The organism is Mesorhizobium sp. BR1-1-13 (genome assembly GCF_020165515.1).
GTDB lineage: Bacteria > Pseudomonadota > Alphaproteobacteria > Rhizobiales > Rhizobiaceae > Mesorhizobium.
The window spans coordinates 117,444-134,107 of record NZ_JAIUIH010000012.1; the positions used below are offsets into that span (position 1 = coordinate 117,444).

Consider the following 16,664-nt stretch of genomic DNA (forward strand, 5'->3'; position numbering starts at 1 on the left):
AAAGGCGAAAGTGAAAGGCGGATTTCCTGAGGCCCGTACGGCCCGAAGCGAGAGCAGGCTCGCCTGCTTCGAGGGACGGAAGCCGAGACCTACGGGGCCGCGGAAAGCGTGCCAACGCCGACGGCGGACCGATGCTGCCATGAAGGACGGCAAAAACCTTCGATGGCCGCAGGGCAAAGCCCGCAAGGGTGGAGACCGGCGTGGTCTGGAACGGGCGCGGCCTTCGGGCGGCGACTGGCAGGACCGTCAAAATCAAGGCCGGCATGGTGCGACGACTTTACGGAAGTTGCTGCCACGACCGTGTCCTGGTCTGACAGGGAGGCGCTGGGAGAAATCCCGGCGCCGACTGTCTTTTTGCTTCCCGCTCAGGCGCCTTCCCGGCGAAGTTGCGGGCGCCGCTTCACCGCGCGCCAAAATCGGTTAGTATCGCCCTGTCAGAGTCCGTTTGCGTTTGCAGGCGGGTTCGCTGAAGGGGGACACTTCATGACATTGATCCAGAAGCTTGCCGCCGCCACGGCCTGACCGGCCATGGTCCTGTTCCGCTTCATGAAGCGTCTCATCAGGACGATCCTCTGGCTGATCGTCATCATTGTCCTGATCCCGATCGCCGGGCTGGCCTACGGTTTCCTGACGACGCCGTCGCTGGACAAGACACCGTTGCCGGGCATCGCCGAAGGTGCACCGCCGCCGGCGCTCGCCGCCAAGCTGCGTGCCGAAATCCCCGGCTACCAGCGGCCTGAGGAATCGACCTTCCTCACCTACCCGGAATGGGCCATCGTCTATGCCGCGCGCGAATATGCCGGTTTCGTCGCCAAGGACCAGCCGAGCGGCTTTCCCTATTTCGCCTATGTCGGCCGCTTCTGGCAGGACTACGCCATGGTGATCCGCGCCAGCTCCGCCTATAAATTCAACTACGCCAACCACCAGATGCCGGTCGTCATCGGCACCAGCCACACGATCGAGCATGCCCTGCAATGGGCTTATGAAAACACGATCGGCCGCATCACCGAGGCGGTTGCGGGCAGGCGCACGGCGACTGACATCTACCAGGCCAAGGTGGCGGCCGAATACGCCGCCTTCCTCGACCAGGGGCCGTGGCACCAGTTTCCGTATGCCGAGAAGCGCGCCGGGCTTTTCGCCGTGCAGCCGGCGCCGGGCGACAGCGCCGTGCGCTCCAGCGAACGCAAGCTTGCCTTCGGCCTCGCCGACACCATCAAGCAGGTCTATGCCGGCCTGATCAGACAGGCGCTCGCGGCAACGTCCGATCCGGCCTTGCTCGACATCCATGTCTGGGCCAAGGGGCCGGTCGGCGAAGCGACGCGCAATGAAGCCGACACCTTGCTCGAACGCGACTACGGCCCCGACGGCACCGTTTTCGTCACCAAGCGCTACCAGCTGTTCACCGACATGATCCCGCGCCTGATCGACAAGGGCGTCTCCTTCGTCGAGATCGGCGGCAATGACGAGATCATGATCACCGTGCTCTCCACGGATTCGATCGCCGTCCCCGAAGGCATGCGTATCCTGTTCAGCTATCCGCTGCCGGCCGATCCATCGACACGCCGCACCGGCATGGTCGTAGCCGTACCCAAGCTGCATCTGGTATTGCCGGCGCTGATCAAGTCAGGCGCCATGCTGGAGCACGTCTACGACTACTGAGGCCTTTCGGCCACGGTGCGCGGAGAACGGCTGTGTCGAGCGCCCCGCCATGCTCATTCCACAATCGTGGCCAAATCCCGCCTTGTTCGCGCGCGATGGACTGTCGCATGTCGCCCAAAGCGTACCCGCGGGCTGCACCCAGTGGGGCGCGACATGCATCTGAATGGGCTGCCGAGGGGCACATCGAGGGGACGAGACCGTGATCAAGACCGCCCTTGTCGCCATGACCATCGTCGGCTGCGACTGCGACGCCAAGCTTTGCGAATATATCGGCGAGACGCCGGCCAAGTGGTCGACCATCGCCGAGTGCGAAGCGGCGATGAAGAGCCAGATGCTGCACGAGCGCAATTTCAACTATCCGCTCGTCTCTGGCATCTGCCGCGCGAAAGGTTCCGCGTCCTCCTCGCAACTGGCCGCGACCGCTTCGCGCCCGGAGCTGAAGCCCGCCAGCCGCGCCGTTGAGCCGACGAGCCCGCTGCCGCCCGAACTGAGCCACAGGCCGACCGTCCCGGTCGGCTCGCCGACGACGGCGATGGAAGCGGCCGCCGCACGGCCGGTCGCCTATGAACAGGTGGTCTATGGCGGCACCGGCGTGCTCTATCGCACGAAAAACGGCTATGCCGTCGTCAAGACCGATCTCGGCCGCGCCGTATCGGCGACCGCCGACATGGCCAAGCGGTCGGCCAGCTGGCTGGCTGGCCTGGTGCCGAGCAAGCTGTAGGGACGAAGCTTTCTTCACCGACGTTACCATGCCGGTCTTGTCATCGACGGTCGCCGCCACCTTGACCTGAAGGGGCAAACTCGCGCCAAGGTTGCAAATCGGATGGCGATGCAGCATTGTGTTGATCGCAATGATGAAGGGGGGCCTTCCATGAAACCAGCGGTCCGAACTGCGGCAGCCTTGATGCTGGCGCTTGCTCCGGGATCGGTCGGCGCGCAAGGCGTGGATCCAGGTGACGACAAGGGGATCATCTTCGCTCCGGGCGATCCCGACATGGCTGCGGCGACCCAGCAGGCGCTCGCCGGTCTGGATGACTTCCTGGCACTGTCCGAAATGCCTCCCTCCGGCACAGGCAGGTTCAAGTTGAAGGTAAAGGTGCGGGATGAGCATGTCACCGAGCACTTCTGGGTCATACCGTTCCGCCGTGCCGGGACAGGGTTTGTCGGCATATTGGCCAATGAGCCGGAGGCAGTGCACAACGTCGTGCTCGGCCAGAACATAGAATTCACCAGGGACGACATTTCCGACTGGGGATATACGCGAGACGGCCATCAGGTCGGAAGCTTCACGATCTGCGTGATGTTCAAGCGAATGTCGAAAGAAGAGGCGGACAATATGCGCGAAAAGTACGGCTTCGACTGCTGACGGGAACGCCGGCTGATCAAGCCGCTTCGTCCCTGGCGCCGATCTTGCGCACCAGCGCTGCCGTCGCCAGCATCGCGCCCATATCCGATATCATCGGCGCGACATGGGCTTGGTAGTCCAGTGGCACCGAAATGGCGGGCAGTTCGAAGAAATTCTTCGCCTGCGGCAGGAGCAGAAAACCGTCGCTGCCGTTGAGGGCCACGCGCGCCGGTTCCTCCGGCCAGGTTTCGCCCAGCCATTTCAGCGCTTGCGCCAACCGGCCGCTCACCAATGGCTGCGCCGCCTCGGCATTGTCGGTGCGGAACTCATAGGCGGCATCGAGTTCCGGCACGCCGGATGACAGTTCCTGCATCTTGCTGGCGAACATGCCACGGAAGAAGCCGACGACCGCATTGGTCCGCCGCGTCGCCACCAATATTCCCGGAAACGGTTCGATGGCTTCGAAGGCGACGATCACGCCTTTGAAGGCCGTCGATGAGCCCTTGCCTGTCCCTTCCCGCAGTTCCGCTTCGTAGAGCTCGAACGGAAACTCTTCGTAGCGGCCGGAAACGACATCGTCGAACGACTGCCGGTTGAATGGCCCGACCGCCTCGCGCGGCAGCCGGTCGAAGGAATTTGGCCGCCCGCCATGCGCGTAGCGCACGTCGCGGATGAAGCCGAAGATGATGGGCAGCAGTGTTTGCCGAAATGATTGCTGCAGCCGCGTCGCCGGCTTCATCGCCTGGAAATAGAGCAGGATCGAAACCGCGAAGCCGGCGACATAGAGGAATACGTGCGGCGTCGAGAACCATTGCTCGTTGGGATCGGCGACCTTGTTGAACAGCCAGGCGATCAGCACCACCGTCGCCAGCACCAAACCGACGAACAGCGGCACTCGCCTGCGTACCTGCCGCACCACGGAGGCTCGCGCCGATTCATAAGCCTCGATGTTTTTCCGGATGCCGGCAATCACGGCGTCGCCAGGCATGAAATCCGCTGTTTCCACCGCCACCCCCCGCTTGCCTGGACCAGTTCATGATAGCCGGTTTTGTCTGAAGTATCGACTGTGGCGCCTCTTCAACAGACGCTTGCGCCGCCCCTCATTTCGCCAATCATCAGCGCTTGGAAAAGCGCCGACATGGCGATCTTGGCCGATGTCCACCACCTGTAGTTACGGAAAGACCGCGCTCAACCGCCTCTCGACCTTGTCACGCATGCGGCCCTCCAATCCCTCCACTGGCGCCAGCCGCTCATGATCCCTGGCGCGCAGCCGCACAAACGGATGCATTCGGTAGGAAACGACAGACCCCCGCGTTTCCGCATCGGCGCTGATATCGGCGACAAGGATCCCGCCAATGCGTCCCGGCCAAGGCTGGCGGGCAAGGGCGGTGCCGAGGAAATCGCCAAGTCCATAGGCGACGATCGTATTGCCGATCCGCTCCACCGGCTGCACGACATGGGCGTGGTGGCCGACGATCAGCCCGACGCCCTGCCCTGCCAGGCGCCTCGCCAGTGTCCGCGTTTCGGCGCGCGGAAAGTGGCGGAACTCCCAATCCCAATGCGGCACGGCGCAGAGGAGATCGAACCCGTCACCTCGTCGGCGGGCAATATCGCTTTCCATCGAAACGCGGCCGGCGAACAGGTCCTGGCCCGCATTGCGCCACAACGTGAAGGCGGCGAACCCGACAGTCAGCGGTCCGACTTCGACAGGCTGCACCGGGCCGTTGCCGGCGAGGCCGATAGTGCGGATACCGAGCCGCGCGAGCGCAGCCACGGTCTCATCGAAACCGGCGACGCCCTGGTCAAGCACATGGTTGTTGGCCAGCGACAGCACCAGTCTTTCGCGCGCGATGCCGACTGCCGCCAACGTGTCGCCGAGAAAGCGCTCGCTCATCGCGTGATGGGTGCCGAGCCTGGTGCCGAGCACGGCGCTTGGCTTGTCCACGATCGGACTTTCGCAATTGCCGATCACCAGGTCGGACGCGCCAAGCAGCGTCTTGATCGCCGGATCGCAGTCCGGCGCACGGCGGTTGGCCACCGCCGAAATGTCGCCGACGAAGGCGAGCCGCAGCCGCAGCCTCGGTGCCGAATCCATGATTGTCCCGGCCATTGCCGCGAAGCCTTGCACGTCGCCGGCCAGCGACGGCTTCAGGAACCGCGGCAGCCACGACAGTTTGTAGGAGAGCGGATAGTTCGACACGCGATGTCCAATCGTTTGCCCTGTGTAGACCGTCCGCCGGGCGCGTTGAAGCCAGCCAATGACAATCATGCGTCAGGGCCGGCAGACGCGGCATTGCAAATGCGTGTATGATTGCCGGCACGACGCGCATGGGAGGGGGATAATGACACCACTGGCAAGCCTGCTGGCATTGGCACTTGCGCTGGTTCTGCCGACGTCTTCGGCCCAGGCCGCCATGCCCGAAACCGCGGCCGCTCTGTTCGAGGCCAAAACCGTGACCGCGCGCGACACGGCGCTATCGGCGCTGGAGGCAGCCGCATCCACCGACCGGGCATCCGCCTATGCCGCCGGCGCCGGCGAATTCTTTACCGCGCTGGAATTGCTGGCCAGCGGCCTGCACCGCCATGGCTTCGAGAGCCCCCAATCCTTCATGCTGCCGCTGATGCGGCTGCCGGTGCCAGAAAACCCGAACCCCGAACCGCTGAGCTATGAGCAGTTCCGCGCCATTCTGGTCGCCTTCCGCGACCGGCTCGAGAAATCCGCCGCGACGCTGGGGGCGGTGCCTGCCGATGCCGATATCGGCATTGTCATTGACCTCACCCAGGTCGGCATCGACCTCAACGAGGACGGCACGATCGCACCGGACGAAAGCATGGCCGCTATCATGGCCTCGCTGTCGCGCGGCGGCGTAACGCACGACGATGCCGCGCCTGCGCTCACCTTCCGCTTCGACCGCGCCGACGGTTACTGGCTGCAGGGCTATGCCGAATTCCTGATGGCGCAGGCCGATTTCTGGCTGGCGCATGATTTCAGGAGCACGTTCGACGGTTCCTTCCACATGCTCTTCCCGCGCGCAAAACTGCCGTTGCAGGACATCCTTGTCCCGCCGGCTGGCGACATGGGCAGCAGCATCTTCTCCTCGGAATGGCGCATCGCCGATTTCATCTCTCTGGTGCATCTCGTGAACTGGCTGGTGGTCGAGCCCGAACGGCGGCAGGCGGCGCGCCGTCACCTGCTGGAGATGATCCGGCTGTCGCGCGAGGACTGGAAGGCGATCCGCGCCGAGACCGACAATGACCGCGAATGGCTGCCGGGACCGCAACAGAAGGGCGAAAACCCGCTCACCGGCCTCGAAGTCGGAGAGCAGCAGGTCGCGGCCTGGCTCGCCACCTTGACCATGGCCGAGGACCTGCTCGAAGGCCGCGTGCTGCTGCCGCATTTCCGCATCACCGGCAAGGGCATCAACATGAAGCGCTTCTTCGACGAGCCGAAACCGTTCGACCTGGTGCTGTCGATCACCGGCCCGGCCATCGCGCCGTATCTCGAAAGCGGCAAGATTCTGACCAGCGACGATTTCGACCAGATCCAGAGCGAATTCGGCGGCGGTGGTTTCCTGACGTTTGCGCTGTGGTTTAACTGACGGCCTAACGGGACTGTGTTCCTGGATGTCAGCGCCAGCCCCCCACCCGGGCCTGCGGTCCGACCTCCCCACAAGGGGAGGTAGAAGCTCCATTGCGAAGCCTCAGAAAACCGCGCCCTGGTACAGCACCGCTTCCGCCTCCTCCGGCGCGAACCGCCGCGCCAGCGTGCGAAAGGCGCTGTGCACGCCGTCGCGGTCGATGTTGCAGCTTCTGAGATGACGGACCGCCAAGGTCGGATCGAACGCCGTGCGACCATGCAGGACGCGCTGGTTGTCGAAGACCAGCACCTCGCCGGGCTGAAGCTGGTGCTGGAACTGGTTTTGCGGGTCGCAGATCAACCGCGTCAGTTCGGCCAGCGCCCTGCCCGTGTGAAGCCGAGCAGGCTCAGCGTTTGAAGGCGACCGGCAGCCAATAGCCCTGAGAGCAGGAGGCCGGACGTCTCGGCTTGCCCGAGGACACGGTGGCGATCAATGGCCGCCGCGTGACCGGGAACCTGCGGCGGGCGGGTAGCAATTTTGCGGCGACGCGGTGGCCTCTTCAGCAGTACGGAATGACACGCGCCACCGTCGCGGCCTCGCTGAAACGGCCATTCGCTTCAATTAGCAAGAGCTGTTTTGCTTGACTCGGCCGTTAAAAGCAGGCAGCAAAATAGTCTTGGAAGGGCTGCAATACCGCGTTCATGGTCGTGGACGAGCCTTTTTTGGCACAAAGTCCACGTCTCTCGGTTGGTTTTGAGAGGGATTGGTTAACCAACTTTGTCCATATTTTGAAGCAATCGGCAACCAAAGACAGGCGCGGCAAACGCGTCGGGGACCACCTGGGATCACTCACAGAATGGTCGTCGCGGCTATCACAGCCGCGGACGTGGGAGCCGATTGGAGCAAGATTGGTTGAATGGCGTTCTTGAGTAAGAAAATTGTCGGGGACAGGCGTTCGGACGGCGAAGCTGCCGACAACGCGTCACGTGCCTCATCCCTCAACTCTAAGCGGATCGTCCGCTGGGTCGCTGTGCCCGGCGTCAGCGCTGCCGTTGGCCTGTGGCTGGTCGGGACAATGGCTGGTCTGAGCTCCGTCGGCGCTTCGCTGTCGTCGACGTCGAGCGTCCTGCCGCAGAGGCTGGCCGTGCCGGGCTCGCTCGCTCTTGCCGATCCGCTGAAACAGCACTTCCTGATGCCCGCTGCGCCATTCGCACTGGCCAACGCCGATGGCGGCACGCAGGCGCCGCAGAACCATGCCGTGCAATGCGGCTCCGGATGCTTCAGGCTGGCCGCGCTTGCTCCGCGGGCGGAAAAGTCGGCGCGCCTCGTGGCCGCGTCCACGGCACACCTTGTCCCGGTCGCCAAGACGACCTCGCAGGAGCGCTTCGAGCGCATGGAAGCATCTTTCTCGCCAAGCAAGCTCGCTGCCGCCTTCGCCAACGCGGCCAAGCCCGCGGCCGCGGCCGGCGCACCCGCCCGTCCTGTCCTCTCGACCTCCGCTCCACAGGTCGCCGAGGCCTCGCTGGTGCCGGGCGCCAAGCTCGTCGCCAGCCTGTCGGAAGACTTGCCGGCACCCGCGGCGGAGCGCTTCGCCCGGATCGACACCGGCTCGATGGTTGTCCAGACAGCGCCGCAGCCGATGCATTTTGCCCAGCCGGATACCGGCACGCCGGACAATTCGCAACTGGCCCTGGCGCTCGCCCGGTCGCTGCCGGTCGAGGACGAGGCATTCGCCTCGCCATTGCCGATGACCGAGTCTTCGGCCGATGTCGCGGTTTCGCCTGCCGAGACCCAGCAGGAACAGCCGGGCGATGCGGCGGCCTTGCCCGACGCGCTCACCGATGACGTGCCGCTGCCGACCCGTCGGCCGCAATTCGGCGCGCCGGAGCCGTTGAAGTCCGTGGAGCAGGAAAAGCCGGCTCAACAGCCCAAGGTCGTGCAGCAGAAGCCGGCACCTCAGGCAAAGCCGGTCCAGCAAGCCCAGCCGGCAAAGCCGGTCCAGCAAGCCCAGCCGGCAAAGCCGGCCCGGCAGGGCCGGCCGGCAGATGGCGGCGACGCGTTGGCCTATGCGAAGCCAGACACGCCTTCGGGCGGCCTCGGCCAGGCGTTCAGGAACCTGTTCAACGCGCCGGGCGGCTCCAGGAGCGGAGCCGGCAGCGGCGTCGCCGTCTATGACATCAGCGCCAAGACCGTCTACATGCCCGACGGTTCGAGGCTCGAAGCGCATTCGGGCATCGGCGCCATGGCGGACCAGCCGCGCTATGCCGATCAGAAGAACCGCGGACCGACACCGCCCAACACCTATAATCTGTCGTTGCGCGAATCGCGCTTTCATGGTGTCGAGGCTTTGCGTCTGACGCCCGTCGATGGCCGCAATAAATACAATCGTGACGGCCTGCTGGCCCACACCTACCTGCTTCGGGGCCGCTACGCACAGTCCAGTGGATGCGTCGCCTTCAAGGACTATGCGCGCTTCCTCGCCGCCTTCAAGAAGGGCAAAATCAAGCGCCTCGTCGTGGTGCCGCGCCTGAACGGATCGCCGACGCGCGTGGCGGACAACGCACGCGGCGCCTGACCGCAGTCGGCAGGCATCACCGGCACTTGCCTCCTCCTGACAGCCTTCTGTCAGGAGCTGCATCTGGTGATGCGCCTCGGCTGATCGCGCTCTTTCCATTTTCGCCAAGACCTCCCATATTCCGGAGATGGCCAAATCCACCGAAAAGAGAACGCCGCCGACAGCGAGTGACGACCGCGCCGCGCCCAAGCGGCGCAGCCCGCTGACCGATTTCCTCGACGCCTCGGAACCGCTGCACAAAGGCGGCTTCGCCGAGATGCGGCAGCCCGAACTGTCCGGCACGCCGCTCACCGGTTCGGTCGCGGACTGGGCCGAGCAGATCGAGCAGGAAGCCGAACGCGAAGGGCGCCAGGCCGGCAAGGACGGCGGCAAGTCGCCGAAGCCATCGAAGAAGATCCCCGAGCGCTCCGCAGCACCCGGGCGCACGGCGCGCGGCACCTCGATGGGCGGCGCGGCGACAGCCCGCGAGCGCGCGGCGGCCGGCCTCAATCCCGTCGCCGGCCTCGACGTCTCGCTCGAGGAAGCCGAGACGATGACGTCGAGCGGCGTCACCGCGACGGTGGCGGCTCTCTCGGCATTGATTGAATCCGGCAATCCGCTGCACAAGGACGGCGTGCTGTGGACGCCGCACCGGCCTGCCCGGCCGGAAAAGTCCGAAGGCGGCATCACCATCAAGATGGTGTCGGATTTCGAGCCGGCCGGCGACCAGCCGACCGCCATCAAGGACTTGGTCGAGGGTGTCCAAAACAACGACCGCACGCAGGTGCTGCTCGGCGTCACCGGCTCGGGCAAGACCTTCACCATGGCCAAGGTGATCGAGGAGACGCAGCGTCCCGCCTTGATCCTGGCGCCGAACAAGACGCTGGCGGCGCAGCTTTATTCCGAGTTCAAGAAATTCTTCCCCGACAATGCGGTGGAGTATTTCGTCTCCTACTACGACTATTACCAGCCGGAAGCCTACGTCCCGCGCACCGACACCTTCATCGAGAAGGAATCCTCCATCAACGAGCAGATCGACCGCATGCGTCACTCGGCGACGCGCTCGCTGCTCGAACGCGACGACGTCATCATCGTCGCCTCGGTCTCCTGCATCTACGGTATCGGCTCGGTCGAGACCTATACCGCGATGACCTTCCAGATGCAGATCGGCGACCGGCTCGACCAGCGCGCTTTGCTCGCCGATCTGGTGGCCCAGCAATACAAGCGCCAGGACGTCAATTTCGTGCGCGGCTCGTTTCGCGTGCGCGGCGACACGATCGAGATCTTCCCGGCCCACCTTGAGGATCGTGCCTGGCGCATCTCCATGTTCGGCGACGAGATCGAGGCGATCACCGAATTCGACCCGCTGACCGGCCAGAAGACGGGCGAGCTGAAAAGCGTCAAGATCTACGCCAATTCGCACTATGTGACCCCGCGCCCGACGCTGAACCAGGCCATCAAGTCGATCAAGGAAGAGCTCAAGCACCGTCTGGTCGAGCTCGAGCGCGCCGGCCGCCTGCTGGAGGCGCAGCGTCTGGAACAACGCACCCGCTTCGACCTGGAAATGCTGGAAGCCACCGGCTCCTGCGCCGGCATCGAGAACTATTCGCGCTATCTCACCGGCCGCCAGCCGGGCGATCCGCCGCCGACCCTGTTCGAATATATCCCCGACAACGCGCTGGTCTTCATCGACGAAAGCCACGTCACCGTGCCGCAGATCGGCGGCATGTATCGCGGCGACTTCAGGCGCAAGGCGACGCTCGCTGAATACGGCTTCCGCCTGCCTTCCTGCATGGACAACCGGCCGCTGCGCTTCGAGGAATGGGACGCCATGCGCCCGCTCTCGGTCGCTGTCTCGGCAACGCCCGGCGGCTGGGAGATGGAGCAGTCCGGCGGCGTGTTCGCCGAGCAGGTCATCCGACCGACCGGCCTCATCGACCCGCCGGTCGAGGTGCGCCCGGCCAAGACCCAGGTCGACGACGTCGTCGGCGAGATCCGCGAGACGACCAAGGCGGGCTACCGCACGCTGGTCACCGTGCTGACCAAGCGCATGGCCGAGGACCTGACCGAATATCTGCACGAGCAAGGCGTGCGGGTGCGCTATATGCACTCCGATATCGACACGCTGGAGCGTATCGAAATCCTGCGCGACCTGCGCCTCGGCGCCTTCGACGTGCTGGTCGGCATCAACCTTTTGCGCGAAGGCCTCGACATTCCCGAATGCGGCTTCGTCGCCATACTCGACGCCGACAAGGAAGGCTTTTTGCGCTCGGAGACATCGCTGATCCAGACCATCGGCCGCGCCGCCCGCAATGTCGACGGCAAGGTCATCCTCTATGCCGACCAGGTCACTGGCTCGATGGAACGCGCCATGGCCGAGACCAACCGCCGTCGCGAAAAGCAGATGGAGTGGAACGCCGCCAACGGCATCACGCCGGAATCGGTCAAGTCGCGCATCTCGGATATTCTGGATTCGGTCTACGAGAAGGACCATGTCCGCGCCGACATCTCGCAGTTCACCGACAGCGCCGGCGCCATGATGGGCAACAACCTCAAGGCCCATCTGGACGCGCTGGAGAAGCAGATGCGCGACGCCGCCGCCAACCTCGATTTCGAGAAGGCGGCCCGCATTCGCGACGAGATCAAGCGGCTGCGTGAGATGGAGATGTCGATCTCCGACGATCCGCTAGCCAAATACGCCGATATGGAAAGCCCGGTCTCGGGCCGCGAAAAGGGCAAGCACAACAAGGGCGTGGCCAGGCATCGTACATCGGAGGAACAGGAGCGTTTCCGCAAGCTCGACGAAGCGCGCGCCGCCGAAGAGGCAGCCAAGGCTGCCCGGCCCAACCTCTTCCGCAAGCCTGATCTCGACGAGATGGGCGCCGATGGCGCGGTGCCGGTGAAGAAGCCGCTATTCGCCAAACCGTCGATCGACGATATGGGCCCCGGCACCGACATGCCGACGCCGGCCGGCGCGGTGTCGCGCTCGCTGTTCAAGAAGCAGTCGGCGTCCGAAGCACACGGCTCGGATTTCGGCATCCCCGGCGAGCCGACCAAACCGCTGTTCAAGAAAAACTCTCTTGACGAGATGACCGTGCGTCGCACCGAGAAACCAGTCGAGGGAAAAGTGCCGGCGAAGCCACAGCCGATCTCCCCCCTGGCGGGGGCCGGCAGGACAGAGGGGGGCGCGAAGGAACGCGACGACAAACCCGTCCTGCGCCAACGCGCCGGCATCGGTTCTTACGAAGACCCCGGCGACGCCCGCCGCGAAAAGCGCCGGCCCGCGAAGACAGGAAGGCCCGGAAAGTAGTCCATTCGAAATGCCGGCGGGACAGCGCCCCCTCTGTCCTGCCCGTACCCCACAGCAGCTGCGCTGCAGCTGCAGAGGGTGGACCGGACATCACCCCCACGAGTGGAGAGATTGGCAGCTTCAGCGCCCCCCTCGACGCTACCCTCCACTTGCCCAGCGCATGACCTTTGGTGTACTCAGTCCCCACACTCAAACGTCTTGAAAGGAGGGCTGCGTGTTTATCGATCACCATCGTCAGCGTGGCCCGATTTCCGCCCTGCGAGCTTGCTTGCAGGGCTGACCAGGGACGGTCCGGGTTTTTCCCGCTTCGATTTTTTGGTCTGCCCTTCGTGGTGCCGCAACGCCTGTCCTGATGACCGGCGCGCGCACCGTCAAAGTGCACTGAGCCGGACACCGGCAAGACCAGAGAAATCCAAATGGCCCTGATCAGCCTCAAAGCCCTCGGCGTCACCATGAGCGCGCCGCTCTTTTCCAACCTCGACCTCACCATCGGCAGCGGCGACCGGCTCGGCATCGTTGCCGCAAACGGCCGCGGCAAGTCGACCTTGCTCAAATGCCTGTCCGGCGAGATGGAGCCGACCTCCGGCGACATTACCCGCACGCGCGGCTTGCGCGTCGGCCATGTCGAGCAGTCCGTTCCCCCTGCCCTGCTTGGCCGCAGCTTTCATCAGGTAGTGGCTGACGCTTTGCCGCCCGAGCAAGCCGAAAGCGAACTATGGCGTGTCGATGTGGTGCTGGATTCGCTCGACGTTCCTGAGGCGATGCGCGAGCGAGAGATGCAGGCGCTGAGCGGCGGCTGGCAGAGGCTGGCACTGATCGCGCGTGTCTGGGTCACCGATCCCGACATGCTGCTGCTCGACGAGCCGACCAACCATCTCGACCTTGCCCGCATCAGCCAGCTCGAAGCTTGGCTGAACGCGCTACCGCGAGAGGTGCCGGTGGTGATCGCCAGCCACGACCGCGCTTTCCTCGACGCCGCCACCAACCGCACCTTGTTCCTGCGCCCGGACCAGTCGCCGGTGTTTTCCCTTCCCTACTCCCGCGCCAGGCAGGCCCTCGATGAGCTCGATGCCTCGACCGAGCGAAAATTCCAGCGCGACATGAAGGTGGCGCAGCAATTGCGACGCCAGGCCGCCAAGCTCAACAATATCGGGATCAATTCGGGCAGCGACCTGCTCACGGTCAAGACCAAGCAGCTCAAGGAGCGCGCGGAGCGACTTGAGGAAGCGGCAGCCCCGGCGCATCACGAGAAATCGGCGGGGGCGATCCGGCTGGCCAATCGCGGCACGCACGCCAAGGTGCTGATCACGCTCGATGACGCGGCGGTGGAAACGCCCGACGGCACGCTTTTGTTCAGGACCGGCAAGCGCCACATCTGCCAGGGCGACCGCATCGTGCTGCTCGGCCGCAACGGCGTCGGCAAGTCGCGCTTCGTCACCCTGATCCGCAACGCCATCGTCGACCCCGACACGGTTCAGAATGTGAAGGTGACGCCGTCGACCGTGCTCGGCTACAGCGACCAGGCGCTGTCCGGCACCGCCAGCGACGATACGCCACTGGCCATGGTATCGCGCCGTTACGATGTCGGCGAACAGCGCGCCCGCTCGCTGCTCGCCGGCGCCGGCGTCGGCATCGAGATGCAGGAGAGAAAGATCGGCGTCTTGTCCGGCGGGCAGAAGGCGCGGCTGATGATGCTGGCGCTCAGGCTCGCCAACCCCAACTTCTACCTGCTCGACGAGCCGACCAACCATCTCGACATCGACGGCCAGGAAGCACTGGAAACCGAACTCTTGGCGCATCAGGCAAGCTGCGTGCTCGCATCGCACGATCGCTCCTTCATCCGCACTGTCGGCAACCGCTTCTGGCTGATCGAGAAGCGCCGGCTGACCGAAGTCGAGGACCCCGAGGATTTCTTTCGCTCGGTGGCTGATGAAAACCGCTGAGCGACAGGACAAGCCATGCCAATGCGAAACTCTGGTCTGTCATTGACAGGCCGGAGTTTCGTGTCATCTCATGAGACGTTTTCTTGACTTTCGAAACGTATCGTGCGATGGTACGTCGATTGGATCCGGCAGGTGATACGCTCGTTCAGGGACAAGACCAGCGAAGCCGTATCGAACGGCAAGGCTCCAAAGGGTTTCCCCTCGGATCTTGTTCGATCGGCCCAGCGGAAGCTGTTCATGATCGACAATGCCGCGGAACTTGCGGATCTCAGGACGCCTCCTGGCAACAGGCTTGAGCCGCTGAAAGGCAAGCGCGCCGGTCAGCATTCGATCCGCATCAACGATCAGTTTCGCATCTGCTTTCGCTGGGTAGACGGACAAGCCGAGGATGTCGAGATAACCGACTACCATTGAGAGACAGGTTTCAAATGCTGAACATCAACCCGCCTATCCATCCCGGAGAAATTCTCCGCGAAGAATATCTCGCGCCGCTCGGCCTGAAGCCGTATACGTTGGCCAAAAAGCTGCATGTGCCGCGCACGCGCATCGAGCGCCTGGCCAACGAGGCAACACCGGTGACGCCCGACACCGCGCTGCGCCTGGCTAAGTTCTTTGGAACCACGCCACAGTTTTGGATGAACATGCAGGCCAGCTACGACCTCGCCGTCGAGGGAGAGGCCAAGAAGGCCGACCTCGAAACGATCGAGCGCATGGAGGCCGCGGTCTGAAGGAACGACGCCAGAGCAGCCTGTCTCAAGCCATCCGAAAAAGATTCAAGCAACCTGTCGGATCGCCAGAACCTGCCTCGTCCTTGGGGTGCCGACACAATGATGACGGCGCCAACCCAGGGAGAATGCATCATGTCCGTCCTTTCCTCCATCGGCCGCATCGCAACCCGATATGCGGCAGCGCGCGCCCGCCACCGTAGCGAGCGCATCCTGCTTTCGCTGCCGGTCGAACTGCGCAAGGACATCGGCTTTCCGGAACTTTTCGACGCGCAGAACAGCCGCCGCTCAGCCGCCGTCCCGGCCAAGGTCATATGACCGGCCGATCCATGCGTCTATCGCTTGAGTTTGCCGGTCGCCCGACCAGTCCGGGCCCGGCCCACGAGAAAAATTTCACGCCCATGTAGGACCGCCGTCCCCTCGCGCGTCCTATGGTCCGCAAGGCCAAAACAAACGTGAAGAGGAACACGCAATGACCGACCAGACCCCTGTTCAGCCCAAGGCGAAAGTGCTCGGCGGATTGACCCCCTATCTGCAGGTGGACGGCGCCTTCAAGGCTGCCGAATTTTACCAGAAGGCATTCGGCGCCAAGCAGGTCTTTTTCTACCCTGCGGACGAAAAAGGCCGCACCATGCACATCCATCTCCACATCAACGGTTCGACGCTGATGCTCTCTGACGCCTATCCCGAGCACGGCCATCCGCACCAGGCGCCGCAGGGCTACACACTCCAGCTTCATCTCGGCAGCGACGAGATCGACGGCTGGTGGCAGCGAGCGGTCGATGCAGGCTGCGAGATCGTGACGCCGCTGCAGGTGATGTTCTGGGGCGACCGCTGGGGCCAGGTGCGCGATCCCTTCGGCATCGACTGGGCGATGAACGCACCGGTCAAGTAAGCTCTTTCACCTCGCCTCTTGTGGGGTGAGCAGCCGGTTCGCCGAAGGCGAATTCATCGTGCCAGTGGCACGATGAAAGGCCGGCGAACGCCGGGTCGCTGCGAAGCAGCGGGGACCTGGCAAGTGGATCGGCCACCACCCCGGCCCTTCGCGGGCTCAGGGCGTTCGAAGCTCGAAAAGCCAGGCAATTGGCTTTTCGTCCGCTAGCGCGGACCGCCCCACAAGCGGATAAGGAAGAACCGCCGTCAATCAAGGAGACCCTTAATGTCCTATGTCGATGGTTTCGTGCTTGCCGTGCCAAAGGCAAAACTCGACGACTACAAGAAGCTGGCCAACACCGCCGGCGCCGTCTGGAAGGAACACGGCGCGCTCGCCTATGTCGAGTGCGTCGGCGACGATGTGCCTTATGGCGAGGTCACGTCGTTTCCACGCGCCGTGCAGGCCAAGGACGACGAAGTCGTCATCTTTTCCTGGGTCGTCTACAAATCCAGGCAGGACCGCGACGCGGTCATGGCCAAGGTGATGGCCGATCCACGATTGCAGCCGGATATGTCGACAATGCCGTTCGACGGCAAGCGCATGATCTTCGGCGGCTTCCAGCCCTTCATGGAGCTGTAGCAGCTGGCGCGCGAGTTGGCAGATCGAAAACCTTGGA

The 16,664-nt window shown here is 64.1% G+C and carries 15 protein-coding genes; 12 read left to right on the plus strand and 3 right to left on the minus strand.

Features of this window, described 5'->3' with window-relative positions:
- Nucleotides 1–528 precede the first annotated feature (528 nt).
- The 3 genes from LB533_RS24255 (at nucleotide 529) to LB533_RS24265 (ending at nucleotide 3,025) form a co-directional block, all read left to right on the plus strand.
- Nucleotides 529–1,659 (plus strand): hypothetical protein, encoded by a 1,131-nt coding sequence (locus LB533_RS24255; protein ID WP_140639695.1) that lies wholly within the window; start codon nucleotides 529–531, stop codon nucleotides 1,657–1,659.
- A 199-nt stretch (nucleotides 1,660–1,858) separates the two neighbouring features.
- Complete coding sequence (locus LB533_RS24260; RefSeq protein ID WP_140639696.1) at nucleotides 1,859–2,380, plus strand: hypothetical protein; 522 nt, start codon at nucleotides 1,859–1,861, stop codon at nucleotides 2,378–2,380.
- Nucleotides 2,381–2,482: 102 nt separating this feature from the next.
- Entirely contained in the window at nucleotides 2,483–3,025 is a 543-nt protein-coding gene (locus tag LB533_RS24265) for a YegJ family protein (RefSeq protein WP_318011233.1), read from the plus strand.
- 16 nt (nucleotides 3,026–3,041) lie between these two features.
- Here LB533_RS24265 and LB533_RS24270 read toward each other — a convergent pair whose 3' ends face one another.
- The gene (locus LB533_RS24270) at nucleotides 3,042–3,992 is read right to left on the minus strand and encodes a DUF3137 domain-containing protein (RefSeq protein WP_181169362.1); all 951 of its coding nucleotides are present in this window, start codon (nucleotides 3,990–3,992) and stop codon (nucleotides 3,042–3,044) included.
- A gap of 183 nt (nucleotides 3,993–4,175) precedes the next feature.
- Nucleotides 4,176–5,204, minus strand: coding sequence for a CapA family protein (locus tag LB533_RS24275; protein ID WP_140639697.1), 1,029 nt, complete (start codon nucleotides 5,202–5,204; stop codon nucleotides 4,176–4,178).
- A 142-nt stretch (nucleotides 5,205–5,346) separates the two neighbouring features.
- Here LB533_RS24275 and LB533_RS24280 point away from each other — a divergent pair, with 142 nt between their 5' ends.
- On the plus strand, nucleotides 5,347–6,603 hold the full coding sequence (locus LB533_RS24280; protein ID WP_140639698.1) for a hypothetical protein: 1,257 nt from the start codon (nucleotides 5,347–5,349) through the stop codon (nucleotides 6,601–6,603).
- Between the two features lie 102 nt (nucleotides 6,604–6,705).
- Here the strand turns inward: LB533_RS24280 and LB533_RS24285 are convergent, their stop codons facing one another.
- Nucleotides 6,706–7,017: a TauD/TfdA family dioxygenase gene (locus LB533_RS24285; protein ID WP_140639699.1), complete on the minus strand. Its 312-nt coding sequence runs from the start codon at nucleotides 7,015–7,017 to the stop codon at nucleotides 6,706–6,708.
- Between the two features lie 640 nt (nucleotides 7,018–7,657).
- Between LB533_RS24285 and LB533_RS24290 the strand changes: the two genes are divergently transcribed.
- The 8 genes from LB533_RS24290 (at nucleotide 7,658) to LB533_RS24325 (ending at nucleotide 16,627) form a co-directional block, all read left to right on the plus strand.
- The gene (locus LB533_RS24290) at nucleotides 7,658–9,157 is read left to right on the plus strand and encodes a tlde1 domain-containing protein (RefSeq protein ID WP_411970906.1); all 1,500 of its coding nucleotides are present in this window, start codon (nucleotides 7,658–7,660) and stop codon (nucleotides 9,155–9,157) included.
- A gap of 127 nt (nucleotides 9,158–9,284) precedes the next feature.
- A complete protein-coding gene (uvrB, locus tag LB533_RS24295) occupies nucleotides 9,285–12,446 on the plus strand; it encodes an excinuclease ABC subunit UvrB (RefSeq protein WP_140639701.1) in 3,162 nt (1,053 codons plus the stop codon).
- 416 nt (nucleotides 12,447–12,862) lie between these two features.
- Nucleotides 12,863–14,389, plus strand: coding sequence for an ABC-F family ATP-binding cassette domain-containing protein (locus LB533_RS24300; RefSeq protein WP_140639702.1), 1,527 nt, complete (start codon nucleotides 12,863–12,865; stop codon nucleotides 14,387–14,389).
- A gap of 132 nt (nucleotides 14,390–14,521) precedes the next feature.
- Nucleotides 14,522–14,803 (plus strand): type II toxin-antitoxin system RelE/ParE family toxin, encoded by a 282-nt coding sequence (locus tag LB533_RS24305; RefSeq protein ID WP_140639703.1) that lies wholly within the window; start codon nucleotides 14,522–14,524, stop codon nucleotides 14,801–14,803.
- A gap of 14 nt (nucleotides 14,804–14,817) precedes the next feature.
- Nucleotides 14,818–15,117: a HigA family addiction module antitoxin gene (locus tag LB533_RS24310; protein ID WP_140639704.1), complete on the plus strand. Its 300-nt coding sequence runs from the start codon at nucleotides 14,818–14,820 to the stop codon at nucleotides 15,115–15,117.
- 132 nt (nucleotides 15,118–15,249) lie between these two features.
- Nucleotides 15,250–15,432, plus strand: a complete 183-nt coding sequence (locus LB533_RS24315; RefSeq protein WP_140639705.1) for a hypothetical protein — start codon at nucleotides 15,250–15,252, stop codon at nucleotides 15,430–15,432.
- A 154-nt stretch (nucleotides 15,433–15,586) separates the two neighbouring features.
- Entirely contained in the window at nucleotides 15,587–16,009 is a 423-nt protein-coding gene (locus LB533_RS24320; protein ID WP_140549884.1) for a VOC family protein, read from the plus strand.
- 264 nt (nucleotides 16,010–16,273) lie between these two features.
- Nucleotides 16,274–16,627: a DUF1428 domain-containing protein gene (locus tag LB533_RS24325; RefSeq protein ID WP_140639706.1), complete on the plus strand. Its 354-nt coding sequence runs from the start codon at nucleotides 16,274–16,276 to the stop codon at nucleotides 16,625–16,627.
- Nucleotides 16,628–16,664 lie beyond the last annotated feature (37 nt).